General features: G+C 71.5%; 12 protein-coding genes. 6 read left to right on the top strand and 6 right to left on the bottom strand.

The genetic code is table 11. The features are described from left to right. Positions 1-112 precede the first annotated feature (112 nt). Together DEI81_RS06960 and DEI81_RS06955 are read left to right on the top strand one after the other, a co-directional pair. Positions 113-1,453 carry an ABC transporter substrate-binding protein gene (locus DEI81_RS06960; protein WP_111009798.1) on the top strand — a complete coding sequence of 447 codons (1,341 nt, stop codon included), beginning with the start codon at positions 113-115 and terminating at the stop codon, positions 1,451-1,453. Positions 1,454-1,551: 98 nt separating this feature from the next. After that, entirely contained in the window at positions 1,552-2,352 is an 801-nt protein-coding gene (locus DEI81_RS06955) for an SDR family oxidoreductase (RefSeq protein WP_111009797.1), read from the top strand. Between the two features lie 237 nt (positions 2,353-2,589). Here the strand turns inward: DEI81_RS06955 and DEI81_RS06950 are convergent, their stop codons facing one another. Both DEI81_RS06950 and DEI81_RS06945 read right to left on the bottom strand, forming a co-directional pair. Then, positions 2,590-2,877: a DUF3253 domain-containing protein gene (locus DEI81_RS06950; protein ID WP_220035641.1), complete on the bottom strand. Its 288-nt coding sequence runs from the start codon at positions 2,875-2,877 to the stop codon at positions 2,590-2,592. Positions 2,878-2,888: 11 nt separating this feature from the next. Further along, the gene (locus DEI81_RS06945) at positions 2,889-5,339 is read right to left on the bottom strand and encodes a phosphoketolase (protein ID WP_111009902.1); all 2,451 of its coding nucleotides are present in this window, start codon (positions 5,337-5,339) and stop codon (positions 2,889-2,891) included. Between the two features lie 162 nt (positions 5,340-5,501). On the opposite strand from DEI81_RS06945, the gene DEI81_RS06940 reads away from it, so the two are divergent. Then, positions 5,502-6,512: an aldo/keto reductase family protein gene (locus tag DEI81_RS06940; RefSeq protein ID WP_111009796.1), complete on the top strand. Its 1,011-nt coding sequence runs from the start codon at positions 5,502-5,504 to the stop codon at positions 6,510-6,512. 6 nt (positions 6,513-6,518) lie between these two features. Here DEI81_RS06940 and DEI81_RS06935 read toward each other — a convergent pair whose 3' ends face one another. Both DEI81_RS06935 and DEI81_RS06930 read right to left on the bottom strand, forming a co-directional pair. Continuing rightward, positions 6,519-7,157: a DUF1992 domain-containing protein gene (locus tag DEI81_RS06935; protein WP_111009795.1), complete on the bottom strand. Its 639-nt coding sequence runs from the start codon at positions 7,155-7,157 to the stop codon at positions 6,519-6,521. Then, entirely contained in the window at positions 7,154-8,971 is a 1,818-nt protein-coding gene (locus DEI81_RS06930) for a glycoside hydrolase family 15 protein (protein WP_111009794.1), read from the bottom strand. The genes DEI81_RS06935 and DEI81_RS06930 overlap by 4 nt, the downstream gene beginning before the upstream one ends. Positions 8,972-9,418: 447 nt before the next feature. Between DEI81_RS06930 and DEI81_RS06925 the strand changes: the two genes are divergently transcribed. Further along, positions 9,419-10,585 (top strand): RtcB family protein, encoded by a 1,167-nt coding sequence (locus tag DEI81_RS06925; RefSeq protein WP_111009793.1) that lies wholly within the window; start codon positions 9,419-9,421, stop codon positions 10,583-10,585. Positions 10,586-10,606: 21 nt separating this feature from the next. Here DEI81_RS06925 and DEI81_RS06920 read toward each other — a convergent pair whose 3' ends face one another. Beyond that, complete coding sequence (locus DEI81_RS06920; RefSeq protein ID WP_181434591.1) at positions 10,607-11,233, bottom strand: TMEM175 family protein; 627 nt, start codon at positions 11,231-11,233, stop codon at positions 10,607-10,609. Between the two features lie 68 nt (positions 11,234-11,301). Between DEI81_RS06920 and DEI81_RS06915 the strand changes: the two genes are divergently transcribed. Together DEI81_RS06915 and DEI81_RS06910 are read left to right on the top strand one after the other, a co-directional pair. Next, entirely contained in the window at positions 11,302-12,171 is an 870-nt protein-coding gene (locus DEI81_RS06915) for an SMP-30/gluconolactonase/LRE family protein (RefSeq protein ID WP_111009791.1), read from the top strand. 124 nt (positions 12,172-12,295) lie between these two features. After that, positions 12,296-13,390, top strand: coding sequence for an alpha/beta fold hydrolase (locus DEI81_RS06910; RefSeq protein ID WP_146244037.1), 1,095 nt, complete (start codon positions 12,296-12,298; stop codon positions 13,388-13,390). Positions 13,391-13,418: 28 nt separating this feature from the next. Here the strand turns inward: DEI81_RS06910 and DEI81_RS06905 are convergent, their stop codons facing one another. Continuing rightward, a complete protein-coding gene (locus tag DEI81_RS06905; RefSeq protein WP_111009789.1) occupies positions 13,419-14,612 on the bottom strand; it encodes an NAD(P)/FAD-dependent oxidoreductase in 1,194 nt (397 codons plus the stop codon). Position 14,613: the final 1 nt, after the last annotated feature.

Genomic DNA, 14,613 nt, shown 5'->3' with positions numbered 1-14,613 from the left:
AGACCGCCACACGGCCGAAACAATCGAACCCTACGTTTGCTCGCATCCCAGCGGACGCACAGCTGCTCGACGATCGAAGCGGTCGCGGCCGCTCAGAGAAAGGGCATCACGGATGATCAGAACCAGCAGCGCCGCCAAGGCGTTCGCGATCGCGGGAGCAGCCGCCATCCTGCTCGCCGCGTGTTCGACGGAGAGCGCCGGCAGTGGTGGCGCATCCGGTGCGGCGTCGGCGTCGTCGTCGTCGGGCAAGGACCCGGCGGCCAGCTGCAAGGCGCCGTCGAAGCCCAGCCAGGACGCGTTGGAGTACGGCACGCTGCTGCCCCTGACCGGCAGCCTCGCCTACCTCGGGCCGCCCGCGATCGCCGGTGCAGGACTCGCGATCGATGACATCAACGCCGCTGGCGGTGTCATCGGCAAGGACGTGAAGATCTCGACCGCCACCGACTCGGGTGACAGCACCGACATGACGGTGTCGTCGTCCGCGGCCCAGAAGCTCATCGCGGCCAAGGTCCCCGTGGTCCTCGGCGCCGAGTCGTCGTCCGTGACCCTGAACGTGGTCGACCAGATCACGAGCAACTGCACGATCGAGATCTCGCCGGCGAACACGGCGACCGACCTGTCCGGCTACTCGTCGTACTACTACCGGACCGCGCCGCCGGACACGGTGCAGGGCTCCGCGCTCGGACAGCTCGTCGTCGGCGACGGCAACGCCAAGATCGCGTTCCTCGTCTTCAACGACGCCTACGGCACCGGCCTGCGGAACACCGTGCAGAAGGCTGTCGAGGCCGCGGGCGGCAGCGTGGTCTACGGCGGGAAGGGCAAGGGGCAGGAGTTCCCGCCCGGACAGACGACGTTCTCGTCCGAGGTGACCGCCGCGTTGGCCGCCAAGCCGGACGCGATCGTCATCCTCTCGTTCGACGAGACGAAGTCGATCGTGCCCGAGCTCGTCTCGCAGGGCTGGGACATGTCGAAGACGTACATGTCCGATGGCAACACGGCGGACTACTCGAAGGACTTCGACCCGAAGACGCTCCTCAACGGTCAGGGCACGATCCCCGGTTCGGACCCGAAGGCCGCGTTCAAGACGAAGTTGACGACGTGGTACAAGACGAACGAGGGCAAGGACCTCCACGACTTCGCCTACGCCGCCGAGTCGTACGACGCCATGGTGCTCACCGCGCTCGCGGCAGAGGAGGGCAAGGGCACCGACGCCGGTACCATCCAGGCGCACATGGCCTCGGTCTCCGGTGCCAAGGGCGGGACGAAGTGCTCGACCTTCGCCGACTGCAAGAAGCTCGTCGACGCCGGCACGAAGATCCAGTACACCGGACCGTCCGGCGTCGGGCCGTTCAACGCCGACAACGACCCATCGAGCGCCTACATCGGCATCTACAAGTACGACCAGGACAACAAGCCGGTCTACCAGAGCGCCATCCAGGGCTCGACCAAGTAGGTCACGTCCGTCTGATCGCAGGGCGGTCCCGGGGCACCGGGGCCGCCCTGCGTCGTCGCTGGATGCACGGTCCGGCGGCTGGGGGTACCGTCCGCGGCATGAGTGACTCCCAGCCCACCACCGCCATCGTCACCGGAGCCGAGTCGGGGATCGGGAGGGCCACCGCGGTGGCGCTCGCCGAGGCCGGGATGGACGTCGGCATCACGTACCTCGAGGACCTCCGCGGCGCGGAGGACACCGCCGCCGAGGTCCGCGCCCACGGACGCCGCGCGGTCGTCATGCAGATCGACGTGACGGACCTGCAGCGCTGCGGGCAGGTCATCGACCGACTCGCGGAGGAACTCGGCGGCGTGGACGTGTTCGTCAACGATGCCGGCACCGGCGACAACGCACCGTTCCTCGAGATGACCCTCGACCAGTGGCGGCACACCGTCGCGACGGACCTCGACGGCGCCTTCGTGTGCATCCAGCACGCGGCCCGACGCATGGTCGAGGCCGGTCGTGGCGGTCGCATCATCGGCATCACGAGCGTGCACGAGCACCAGCCACGCGTCGGGTCCGCCGCGTACGACGCCGCGAAGCACGGCCTCGGAGGCCTGCTCAAGACGGTGGCGCTCGAGCTCGGGCGCCACGGGATCACCGTGAACGCCGTGGCGCCCGGCGAGATCGCGACGCAGATGACGGGTAACGAGGACACCGACCCGCACCCCATCGACCGGCCGGGGGTGCCGCTCGGACGCCCCGGGGATGCGCGCGAGATCGCCGCGGTCGTCGCGTTCCTGGCGTCGCCGCTCGCGTCGTACGTGACCGGTGCCTCGTACGCGGTGGACGGGGGCATGCTCCAGATGGGGCCGCAGGCCGGGTCGCACCTGCAGTCGGACGACTGGCGTCACGCCTGAGTCGCCTCGACGCCGGGCGGCGGAGCCGCGCTGCTGTCGGCGCACGCCGCCCGTGCGGCCTCACGCTGAGGACGTCGACGGGATCGACCATGGCGGTTCCTCCGACTCCTCGGCGGCACGTCCCTGGCTGATCGCGACCGCCATCCGACGGTCGTGGTCAGCCGCCCGCTGGCGAGCCGCTCGGCGCTCGAACGCCGCGGATCGATCGCCGAAGGAAGGCGATGCGGATGAACGGCGTCAGCGCGGCCGGCGGATCCGGATCGGACCGTGGATGTGGTCGGGATCGATCACGGACCCGCGCTGGGTGATCTCGACCTCCCCGCGGGCGACCATGCGGCGCGCGGCCTGCCGCGTCGGCTCCATCAGGCTGCGCCAGTCATCGCCGCCGAGTGCCCGTGCCGCCTCCGACGGGCAGGTGCTCGACGTGGCGGCGCGCGTGTCGAGCAGATGGGCGATCGTCGCCTCGAGGGCGTGATCGGTGTCGGTCAGGACGCCGTCCCCGACGGTCCGCTGGTCGTCGCCCACGACTGCACGCCTCAGTGGTTGTCGTCCGACGAGTCCGCACCCTGCTGCACCCCGCCGACGACGCCCTGACGGTGTCCGTCGGGGTCGTCCTGCGGCCAGCCGTTGAACTGCCAGCCGGCGACCGCCGGGTGGTCCTCACCGCGCTCGTAGGCGAACCGACGTGCCGCGTCCCGGGCCTCCTGGCAGGCCTGCATGAGACCGGCGTACCGGTCGGCGTCCACGTGGGACAGGGCGTCCGCGGCGAGCGCGAAGCGGTCCATGTCGTTGAGCATGACCATGTCGAACGGCGAGGTCGTGGTGCCGCGCTCCATGTAGCCGTGCACGTGCATGTCGTCGTGGCCGTGCCGGTTGTACGTCATCTGGTGGACGAGTGCGGGGTAGCCGTGGAACGCGAAGACCACGGGCGTGCCGGGCAGGAACAGGGCGTCGTAGTCGTCGTCGCTGATCGGGTGCTCGTGGTTCCGCGGGTCCCCGAGCGCGAGGAGGTCCACGACGTTCACCATGCGGATCGCCACCTCCGGCGCGTTCGCTCGGATGAGGTCGATCGCGGCGATGGTCTCGAGTGTCGGGACGTCACCGGCGGAGGCCATGACGAGGTTCGGCGTGGCGCCCTCCGCGACGGTGCCCGCCCAGTGCCAGACCCCGACGCCGGCGGCGACGTGCGCGACGGCCTCGTCGATCGGGAGCCAGTCGGGCTCGAGGTTCTTGCCCGCGACGATCACCTCGACGCGCTCGGTGGTCTCGAACGCGTGGCGGGCGACGGCGAGCAGCGAGTTCGCGTCCGGCGGGAACTTGACGCGGACGAGGTCCTGCTGCTTCGAGGCGACGACGTCGAGGAACCCGGGGTCCTGGTGTGAGAACCCGTTGTGGTCCTGCCGCCACACGTGCGAGGACAGCAGGATCGTCAGGTTCGAGACCGGGACACGCCAGTCGATGTCCGCGGAGGACTCGAGCCACTTGAGGTACTGGCCGACCATCGAGTCGATGATGTGCGCGAAGGCCTCGTACGTGTTGAACATGCCGTGCCGGCCGGTGAGCACGTACCCCTCGAGCAGCCCCTCGAGCGTGTGCTCGGACAGGACCTCGGTCACCCGGCCCTCGAGGGCGAGGTGCGCGTCGTCCGGTTCGAGCTCGGCGCGCCAGACGCGGTCCGTCGTCTCGAACACCGCGTCGAGCTTGTTCGAGATCGTCTCGTCCGGGCCGAACAGCCGGAAGTTCGACGGGTTGCGGCGGATGAGATCCCGGAGCCAGGGGCCGAGCGTCCCGGTGGCGGACGTGTTGGTCGTGCGGTCGTCGGGGACGTCCACCGCGTAGGGCTCGAGGTCCGGCAGGTCGAGCGCCACCCGGAGCCGGCCGCCGTTCGCGTGGGGGGTCGCGCTCATGCGCTTGTCGCCCTCGGGGCGGATCGTGCCGAGGATCCCGATGGGCTGGCCCTGCTCGTCGAACAGTTCCTCGGGGCGGTAGGACCGCATCCACTCCTCGAGCTGCCGGCGGTGGTCGTCGGAGTCGCGGACGCCCGGCAGCGGGACCTGGTGCGCACGGAAGGTGCCCTCGACCCGCTGGCCGTCGACCTCCTTCGGCCCCGTCCAGCCCTTCGGCGTCCGGAGGACGATGAGGGGCCACCGCGGGCGCTCGGTGCCCGAGCCACCGCGAGCCGCCGCCTGGAGGTCCTCGATCTGTCCGAACGCACGTCGCAGTGCGGCGTCGAACAGGGCGTGCACGGCGAACGGGTCGTCGTCGACCCGGGCGGAGTCGACGATGATCGGCGCGTACCCGAGCCCGCGGAAGAAGGCGACGAGGTCCTCGTCCGGGATCCGAGCGAGCACGGTCGGGTTGGCGATCTTGTAGCCGTTGAGGTTGAGGATCGGCAGGACCGCGCCGTCCTTGACCGGGTCGAGGAAGGTGTGTGCCTGCCAGGACGCCGCGAGCGGACCCGTCTCGGCCTCACCGTCGCCGATCACGCAGGCGACCACGAGGTCGGGGTTGTCCAGGGCCGCGCCGTAGGCGTGCGACAGCGAGTACCCCAGCTCCCCACCCTCGTTGATCGAGCCGGGCGTCTCCGGGGCCGCGTGGGACGGGATGCCGCCCGGGAACGAGAACTGCTTGAAGAACTGCCGCAGACCGTCGACGTCCGGTGTGATGTCGGGGTAGAGCTCGCTCCACGTGCCGTCGAGCCACGCGTTCGCGTCCATCGCCGGACCGCCGTGCCCGGGCCCGCACACGTACAGCACGTCGTGTCCGCGCTCGCTGATGAGCGCGTTGAGGTGTGCGTACACGAGGCTCAGCGCGGGCGAGGTGCCCCAGTGTCCGAGCAGCCGGGGCTTGATGTCCTCGCGGCGGAGCGGGCGGGTGAGCAGCGGGTCGTCGAGCAGGTAGATCTGCCCGACGGTGAGGTAGTTCGCGGCGCGCCACCACGCGTCGATCGCGAGGAGCCGGTCAGAGGTCGAGGCGCTGTGCGACATGGCCCCCACCGTAGGCCGCTCGAGCGTCACCGTCCACAGGACCGGACGCACGTGCACAGGTCGCCCCCGTCCACAGGACCGGAGACGCCGGTGCGCTCGGTCCCGGGTCGGGACTACCGTCGACCCCGGCGCCGCACCGACGCGGCCCGGGAGGAACGACACATGGAACACCGCTACCTCGGCGACTCGGGACTCAAGGTCTCGGAGATCACCTACGGCAACTGGCTCACCCACGCATCGCAGGTCGAGAACGACGCGGCCATCGCCTGCGTGCGGGCGGCACTCGACGTGGGCATCTCGACCTTCGACACCGCGGACGTGTACGCGAACACGGGTGCCGAGACCGTCCTCGGCGAGGCCCTGAAGGGCGAGCGGCGGCAGTCCCTCGAGATCGCCACGAAGGTCTTCGGGCCGACCGGGCCCAAGGGACACAACGACACCGGTCTGTCGCGCAAGCACATCCTCGAGTCGATCGACGGTTCGCTGCAGCGGCTCCAGACCGACTACGTCGACCTGTACCAGGCGCACCGCTTCGACCACGAGACCCCGCTCGAGGAGACCATGCAGGCCTTCGCGGACATCGTCCGGCAGGGCAAGGTCCTGTACATCGGCGTCTCCGAGTGGACGTCCGAGCAGATCGAGAAGGGCCACGCGCTCGCGAAGCAGCTCGGGGTCCAGCTCATCTCGAACCAGCCGCAGTACTCGATGCTCTGGCGCGTGATCGAGGGCGAGGTCGTCCCCACGTCGGAGCAGCTCGGCATCTCGCAGATCGTCTGGTCGCCCATCGCCCAGGGTGTCCTGACGGGCAAGTACCAGCCGGGCCAGCCGCTCCCCGAGGGATCGCGGGCGACGGACGAGAAGGGCGGCGCGCAGATGATCTCGCGCTGGATGCGCGACGACGTGCTCGAGCGGGTACAGCAGTTGCAGCCGATCGCGCAGGAGCTGAGCCTGTCCATGGCGCAGCTCGCCGTGGCGTGGACCCTGCAGAACGACAACGTCGCGTCCGCCATCATCGGGGCGTCCCGTCCCGAACAGGTGCACGACAACGCCGGCGCGGCCGGTGTCCGGATCCCGGCAGAAGCCCTCGCCCGCATCGACGAGGTCCTCGGCGACGTCGTCGAGCGCGACCCGGCGAAGACGAACGACAGCTCGCCGAAGACGCGCGAGGCCTAGGAGCGGTCAGCGGCGGCGCCACCATCGACGCCGCCGCTGCCGTTCCTCCGCATCGGCGGCGGCCTGCTCGGCCGCTGCGGCGCGCTCGACCGCGTGTCGGGCCTCCCGGCGGTCGCGCCACCGCTCGATCTCGACGTCGACGTCCCGGACCGGCGTGACGACCGGCGGGCCGCCCATGAGCTGCCGCCGTGCCTCGACGACCCGCGCGTCGAAGTCCTCGACGATCTCGCGGACGCGTCGCTCGCTCGACTCCTCGTCGAGCCGGGCGTCGAGTTCCGCGTCCTCCTTCCGGAGGGCGAGCGCCGGCGGTCCGAGGCCGGTCAGCTCCTCGCGTTCGACGTAGCGCCGGATCCACCAGTCGGGGTCGTGCCGGCCGTCGTTGTCCGGCAGGGGCTTGCCGCGCAGCGGGTTGTGCTCGAACACCCCACGTTCGTCACCCTCCTCGATGAGCGCGTTGGCGTGCGCGACCATGTCCCGGGCACCCCGGAGCCGTCGCTCGGCACGGACCTCGTCGGGGTCGAGCGATCGCGATGCGGGCGTGCCCGATGCCTCCGTCTCGCGCGCCTGCTCCTCGGCGTACTGCGCGAACCGGTACCGGGCCGCTTTCCGCAGCCGGTCCATCCGGGCGTCGGGGTCGTTCGTCATCCTTCGCGGGCCATCTCCTCGATCGTGATCGCCGCGTTGATGAGCGCGAGGTGGGACAGGCCCTGCGGCAGGTTCCCCATGAACTCCCCCGTGTCGGCGCTGATCATCTCGGCGAACAGCCCGACGTCGTTCCCCTGCGCGACCATGTCGTCCATGAGCGCCCTGGCTTCGTCGTCACGTCCCACGCAGGCCAACGCCGACGCGAGCCAGAACGAGCAGGCCACGAACGGCGACTCCTCGTCCTCGAGCCCGGAGTAGCGGTAGACGAGCGGTCCGACCGACAGCTGCTCCCGGATGGCGTCGATCGTCGCGGACATCCGCGGTCCCCGGTCGAACGACGACGAGGCGTGCAGCAGGATCGACGCGTCGAGGGCATCGGTGTCGGGGTGCATGACGTAGTGACCGAGTTCCTCGTTCCAGCCGTGCTCAGCCACCCACTGCTCGATGAGCTCGCGGTTCTCCACCCACTTGTCGCGCGGGCCGCCGATCTGCCCCTTGTCGTGCAGTTCGATCGCCGCGTCGAGTGCCTGCCAGCAGCCGATCTTGCTCGTCGTGTAGTGGTGGGCCTCCTGGAGCTCCCACATCCCGGAGTCCTCCTCGACCCACTTGTGGCAGGCCTCGTCCGCGAGCCGTTCGAGCACGTGCGCCGTCTGCCGGTCGAGGACGTTCCCCTGCGCGACGTACTGCCGCATGACGTCGAACACGTCGCCCCAGACGCCGAGCTGGAGCTGGTCCGCTGCGCGGTTGCCCTCGGTCACTGGACCGATGCCGCGCCAGCCGGGCACGTCACGTTCCACGACGCCGTCCGACCGCGCGCCGGAGAGCCGGTAGAAGATCGGCATGCCGTCGCCGTTGTCCGCGATGGTCCGCATGAGCCACGAGACGGCGGCGTGCGTCTCCTCGCGGAGCCCGAACCGCGTCAGTGCGCGGACCGAGTAGGCGAGGTCGCGCACCCAGGCGAACCGGTAGTCCCAGTTCTTGTCGCCGCGGTCGTCCTCGGGCAGCGACGTGGTGGCCGCGGCTGCGATCGACCCCGTCGGCGCGAAGATGAGCAGCTTGAGCGCGAGGGCACTGCGGTGCACGGCGTCCGCCCAGGGGCCGTCGTACGCGAACTCCTTCGACCAGGTCTCCCAGTTGTGGATGGTGCGGTCGACACCGCGCATCGTCTCGTGCGGGTCCGGGATGAACAGCGGCTCGTCGAGCGTCCCGATGACCGACAGGATCGACTTCGAGCCCTCGGACGTCCGGAACCGTCCGGAGAACCGCGGGCCGTCCTCGTGCACGGGCTCGAACCCGAGCTCGACGATGGCGATGCTCACGCCGTCCACCGCCACGATCGAGCCGTTCACCGTGTCGAGTCGTTCCGGTCGGGCCTGCCCGAGGAGCGTGCCCGGCTGGACCGCCCACTCGAACTCGACCGCGCCGCGGACGCCCTGCACGCAGCGCCCGAGTTGGGCCCAGGGCAGTCGTCCGGCCACGCCGGTGGCCATGGCATCCGTGACCGTGGCCTCGCCGTCGGCGGTGGTCCACGTCGTGCAGAGCACGTTCGTGCCGGGCAGATAGCGGCGCTCCATGTGCGCCGGGCCGGTCGGCTTCAACGCGATGTGCCCGCCGTGCTCGGCATCGAGGATGCTCGCGAAGGGAGCGGGGGAGTCCATGGACGGCACCGGCAACCAGTCGATCCGGCCGTCGCGGCCGACGAGCGCCACGGTGCGGCCGTCGCCGATGGCCGCGTAGGAGCGGAGGGGGGCGTAGCCGTCGGTGCGTTCGGCGTTGTCGGAGGAGTCCGGGGTGTCCGGAGTGCGCTCGGGCATCCTCCTACTCTGCTCCCCTCGACTGCGAGCAGTCCGGCTGCCGTTCCCACCTCCGGTCCACGGGCCCACACCGACCGGTGCGACCCGCGCCGGGCCTCCCGGGCGTGTCGCGGTTGTGCAGCTCGGGCGTGTCGCACTATGGTCGGTGCTCCGTGCCCGCCCTGGGCACCCGACTGGAGGACCGCCGTGCGCGTCGAACAGCAGCCCCGGAAGCGGAACGAGCAGCAGCTCGTGCCGCTCATGTGGCGTGCGCTCGAGCAGCGGCCCACCAGCAGCTATCCCGTGTAGGCACGGTCGTCCTCCGACGCCCGTGCCCACCAGGCCCAGGGCGTCTTGCGCACCCGTCTCCCGTCGACCAGATCGGTCACCGACCACCGTGTCGGTCGGGAGGGACGGTGCCGGTCCGCCCCGGACCGTCACCATCCCGATCCGACGGAAGGCGGAACGATGCAGAAGATCAACGACCGATTGCTCTCGTGGGCGAGTCTCCTCGAGGAGACGACCGAGCAGCAGGCACGGACCACGGCCGCGATGCCCTTCGTGTTCCCGCACGTGGCGCTCATGCCCGACGCGCACCTGGGGCTCGGCGCGACCGTGGGCTCCGTCATCCCGACGCTCCGCGCGGTCATGCCCGCCGCCGTCGGCGTGGACATCGGCTGCGGCATGATCGCCGTCCGGACCCAGTTCGACCGCGCCGACCTGCCGACCGACCTGCGCCCGCTCCGCGAGCAGATCGAGCGGGCGGTCCCGCTGTCGGCCGGGGCCGCGAACCGGAAGGTCGTCGCGACGGCCGCGCCCCGCATCGCGGAGCTCGAGGCGCTCGCCGACGCCGCGGGGTTCGACCCGGCGCGAGCCCTCGGCGGATGGCGCGAGCAGCTCGGCACGCTCGGGAGCGGCAACCACTTCATCGAGGTGAGCGTCGACGAGACCGACCGCGTCTGGCTGTTCCTGCACTCGGGCAGCCGTGGTGTCGGCAACAAGATCGCCCAGCGGCACATCGCGGTCGCGAAGCGGCTCATGGAGCGCTGGTGGATCCAGCTGCCCGATGCCGACCTCGCGTACCTGGTCGAGGGGACGCCGGAGTTCGACCGGTACATCGCCGAGCTCCGGTGGGCGCAGCACTACGCCCTGCTCAACCGCGAGGAGATGATGGACCGCGTCGTCCGCCAGCTCAGCGAGGTCATGGGGGTGGTGGTGGACGAGCAGGAGCGCATCAACTGCCACCACAACTTCACGCAGCAGGAGCGGCACTGGGGCAAGGACGTGTGGGTGTCGCGGAAGGGTGCGATCTCGGCGCGCGAGGGGCAGCTCGGACTCGTGCCGGGGTCCATGGGCACGGCCTCGTACGTGGTCGAGGGGCGCGGCAACGCGCAGTCGCTCGCGTCGTCACCGCACGGAGCCGGGAGGTCCTACTCGCGGTCCGCGGCTCGGCGCACCTTCACGCACGAGCAGCTCCGCGCGGCGATGGCGGGGATCGAGTTCCGGGACACGGATGCGTTCCTCGACGAGATCCCGGCGGCCTACAAGCCGATCGACCAGGTGATGGCGGACGCCGCCGACCTCGTGACGATCCGTCACACGCTGCGGCAGCTCGTCAACGTCAAGGGCGACTGACGCCCCGAGCGCCGCGCCGGGTCACCCCGGCGTGGCGCTCGTCCAGCGTCGGCGGAGCACCCGCTCGACCGGCCCGGAGGCGAACAGCAGCAGGAGCGCGAAGAAGTTGACGGCGGGCACGAGGCTCCCCACCACGGCGGCCAGGAGCAACAGGCCGGCGCTCACGGCCGAACCGAGGAGCTGCTGGCGGGCGGCGGTGCGCTCGCGGTCGGTCAGGTCATCGCGGCGGAGGAACGCCCGCGCGATCCCGGCGAGCGCCGCGGTGGCGAGCACGAGCGTGCCGACGTAGAGCTCCACGGTGAGGGGGCTCGGCCGGTACGCGGTGATGATCGCCGTCGGCAGGGGCAGCGCGACGATCGCGAACGTCCACACGAGGTTCCACCGCACGACCGCCCGGCTCAGGCGTGTGACGGTGCGGAACAGTTCGTGGTGGGACCACCAGAACCGCGCGATGACCGCGAAGCTGAGCACGAACCCGCCGAACTGCGGCACGTGCTCGCGGAGCAGCGCGCCGACGTCGCCGTCCCGGTGCGCGGCCTCGGGCACGATGTCGACGAGCGGCAGCACGAGCAGCGTGATCGCGATCGCCGCGACCGCGTCGGTGAACACCACGAGTCGCTCGGTCTCCGACTCGCGCTGCGCATCCACGGGATGAGTATGGAGCACGCGTCACGTCCGGGGTGCGTCCTCAGCGCGGCCCGGGTAGACCGGGGTGCATGTCCACCGCCACGACCGGTCCCGTCCGCGTGTTCACCGATGCGAAGGCAGCGCTCGTCGAGAGCATCGTCTGGGACCCGGACGGCCAGCGCCTGCACTGGACCGACATCCCGCTCGGCACCCTGCACACCGCGACCGCGGACGGCGTCGTGGTGTCCTCGGTCCCGCTGCCGCCGCCGCTCGCGTCGTTCCAGCCCCGTGCCTCCGGGGGGTTCGTCGCGGCGCTCGGGGACCGCGTGGTCCTGACCGACGCCGACGGTGCGATCGACCGTGAGCTCGCGACCGTCGAGCACGCCAAACCGGACATGCGGTTCAACGAGGGCAAATGCGATCCCTTCGGCCGGTTCCTCGTGGGGAGCATGGACCTCCAGGGCGACGGCGACGCGGCCCTCTACGCGATCGACCCGGACGGCACCGTACGCGTGCTCCGAGGCGGGTTCGGCACGACGAACGGGATGGAGTGGTCGCCGGACGGCAGCGTCATGTACGTCACGGACACCGCGGTCTCCACGATCTTCCGCGGCTCCTACGGGCCGGACGGCGAACTCGGCGACCTGGAGCCCTTCGTCAGTGGTGCCGCGCACGACGGCCTGGTGCGCGACGACGAGGGCTGCTTCTGGGGCGCGATCTACGGCGAGGGGCGCGTGGAGCGCTACTCGCCCGACGGCGAACGCCTGGAGGTCGTCGACCTGCCCGCCCCGAACGTCACCTCGGTCGCGTTCGGGGGCGTGGACATGAGCACGCTGTTCATCGGCACCGCTCGCGAGAACCTCACGGAGGAGCAGCTCGAGCAGGCGCCGCTCTCCGGCGCCGTCCTCGCGGTGCCGACGCGGGTGCACGGGATCCCGGCCCACCGCTTCGCGGGCTGACCGCGCAGGGTGGCGGGAGGGACGGGACGGCCGCATCCCGCGCCTCCCGGCCCGTCGCGCCACCCGTTCGGGGGTGCGGCCGTTATCGTCGGTCATCCGCCCGAGCGAGCACCCGGAGGTCCACGTGTCCGACGCCCTGCCGAACGCCACCGTCACCGTCAGTCGCGTCCCGGTCGACGGCACCACCGTCCGCGTGAGCACGATCGGCGCCCCCGGGGACCGTGCGTTCGTGCTCGTCGCGGGCCTCGGCGTCGCGGCGACCCACCGCGAGCGGCTCGCCTCGAACCTCAACGCGTTCGGCCCGGTGCACGCCCTCGACCTGCCCGGGTTCGCCGGGGTCCGACGGTTCCGCGGGACCGTCTCGATCGAGCGGTACGCCGACGCGGTCGAGGCCGTCATCGACGCGCTCGGGCTCGTCGACCCGGTCCTCGTCGGGCACTCGATGGGGGCGCAGGTCGTCACGGAGGTGGCGGCCCGCCGGCCCGACCTCGGCGACGTCGTCCTGATCAGCCCGGTCGTCGACAGCGCTGCGCGCACGGTGAGCGAGTCGATGGTGCGGTTCGCCCGCTCGGTCGTCCACGAGCCGGCCGCGATCCGCTGGCACGCCCTCACCGCGTACGCGTTGTGCGGCTGGCACTGGTTCCGGGCGGTCCTGCCCCGCATGCTCGCGTACCCCATCGAGCGTCGGGCGGACGCCGTGCAGGCCCGGGTGCTCGTCGTCCGCGGTGAGCACGACGCCCTCGTCCCGCGCGACTGGGTGCGGCGGCTCGGGCGGGTGTTCCCGTACGCGGTCCTCCGTGAGGTCACGGGCGGCGCCCACGCCGTCGTGCACGCGCAGGCGGACGTCGTCGCGGCGCTCGCCGTGGCGCACGTGCGCGGGGACCTGCCGGACCGCGGGGTGGCGTCGCTCACCGCGGTGGCGGACACGACCACGAGGTCGGACCTCGACCGACTGCGCCCTGCGGAGGCGTGGCACGTCCTCGTCGCGCGCCTCCGTGAACTCGTCGGCGTGGTCCGCGGGGACGACCTGGTCGCGGCCGGGAAGACCGAGGACGCTCGCGCCACCGTCCACGACGACGAACCGGTCGGCGACGGCGAGCAGGTGATCGCGGACGGCGAGCTCGCCGCGGGGTCGGAGGACGGCGCCGAGCGCCGCGCCGACGGCGACGAGCGGTCGACGCCGGTCCGTGGGCCCGAGCGCGTCGAGGACGCGGCCTGAGCGACGGACGGAGGCTGGGCCTCCCGGCTCAGCCCCCGGTGGGGATCCGGCCCGGCAGCATGTCGGGGGTGAGCGCTTCCGCCTCGGCGAGCACCTGGCGCGCCGCGTCACGCTGCCCCTGCACGTTCCACAGGAGCACGCCGCGGGTCACGTCCCCGTCGAGGTAGTACACGACGCCCTGTTCGAGCGGGGCCGCCCAGTCCTCGACCGTGCGGAGCGTCGCCTGGACGCGGCCGACGGCCTCGTACCCGATGTCGAACACGTTCGAGTAGTAGTAGGGCGTGTGGGTGTACGGCTCGTCGGCACCCGCGAGGTTCCGGCCCGCCTGCCGGCCCTGTTCCTGCGCGTTGTCGACGTGCTCGACGCGGCGGCGGCCGAGCACCAGGTCCGGGTACTCGGCCACGTCGCCCGCGGCGAAGACGTCCGGGTCCTCCGTCACGAGCGTCGCCGAGACCACGATGCCGTCGTCGACCGGGAGGCCCGCATCCCGTGCCAGGTCGACGTTCGGCGTGATCCCGAGCCCGGAGACGACCGCGTCGGCGCGGAGCTCGCGGCCGTCGTCGAGTGTGACGATCACGCCGTCGTCGGTCCCGTGCCCGTCGGTGACCCTGCGGCCGCCGACGAGATCGACACCGGCGTCGCGGTACCGGCGCTCGAACGCCGCCGCGAGGTCCGCCGGGAACATGGAGCCGCCGAGCACGTCGTCGGGGTGCACGAGCGTCACGGTCGCGCCGTTCTGCACGAGCGCCGCGGCGAGTTCCGTGCCGATGTACGAGCCGCCGACGACGATGACGTGGGCGTGCTGGTCCGCGAACCCCCGCAGTCGTCGGTAGTCCTCGGCGCTCCGGTAGTCGATCACGCCGTCGTCGTGCTCGATCGGCAGCGGCGTGGGTGTTCCGCCGGTCGCGATGAGCAGCCGCTCGTACCCGAACCGCTGTCCGTCATCGGTCGTCACCGTCTTCGCCGTACGGTCGATCGCGACCACCGTCGTGCGCAGGTGGATCTCGGCGCCGGTCGCGTCGGCCGTGTGCAGGTCGACCTTGTCCCAGCTGAAGTCCGGATCGGTCCAGAGTTTCTTCGACAGCGCGGGGCGGGCGTAGGGGGTGTCCACGTCGGTGCTGAGGATGCCGATCGAGCCCTGCTCGTCGATCTCGCGGATGCCCTTGGCGGCGGCGTCGGCGACCATGCCCCCGCCGATCACGAGGTAGCGGTGGTCGGTCATC

Origin of the sequence: Curtobacterium sp. MCBD17_013, assembly GCF_003234565.1 — a bacterium.
Lineage (GTDB): Bacteria > Actinomycetota > Actinomycetes > Actinomycetales > Microbacteriaceae > Curtobacterium.
Note: the sequence above shows the minus strand (reverse complement) of the source record. Positions and strands in the feature narration are given on the sequence as shown.

Coding starts and splice junctions, on each gene's coding strand:
- DEI81_RS06915 (WP_111009791.1), top strand. CDS start 11,302: ATGTCCACCGCCACGACCGGTCCCGTCCGCGTGTTCACCGATGCGAAG.
- DEI81_RS06945 (WP_111009902.1), bottom strand. CDS start 5,339: ATGTCGCACAGCGCCTCGACCTCTGACCGGCTCCTCGCGATCGACGCG.
- DEI81_RS06930 (WP_111009794.1), bottom strand. CDS start 8,971: ATGCCCGAGCGCACTCCGGACACCCCGGACTCCTCCGACAACGCCGAA.
- DEI81_RS06925 (WP_111009793.1), top strand. CDS start 9,419: ATGCAGAAGATCAACGACCGATTGCTCTCGTGGGCGAGTCTCCTCGAG.
- DEI81_RS06955 (WP_111009797.1), top strand. CDS start 1,552: ATGAGTGACTCCCAGCCCACCACCGCCATCGTCACCGGAGCCGAGTCG.
- DEI81_RS06935 (WP_111009795.1), bottom strand. CDS start 7,157: ATGACGAACGACCCCGACGCCCGGATGGACCGGCTGCGGAAAGCGGCC.
- DEI81_RS06905 (WP_111009789.1), bottom strand. CDS start 14,612: ATGACCGACCACCGCTACCTCGTGATCGGCGGGGGCATGGTCGCCGAC.
- DEI81_RS06940 (WP_111009796.1), top strand. CDS start 5,502: ATGGAACACCGCTACCTCGGCGACTCGGGACTCAAGGTCTCGGAGATC.
- DEI81_RS06960 (WP_111009798.1), top strand. CDS start 113: ATGATCAGAACCAGCAGCGCCGCCAAGGCGTTCGCGATCGCGGGAGCA.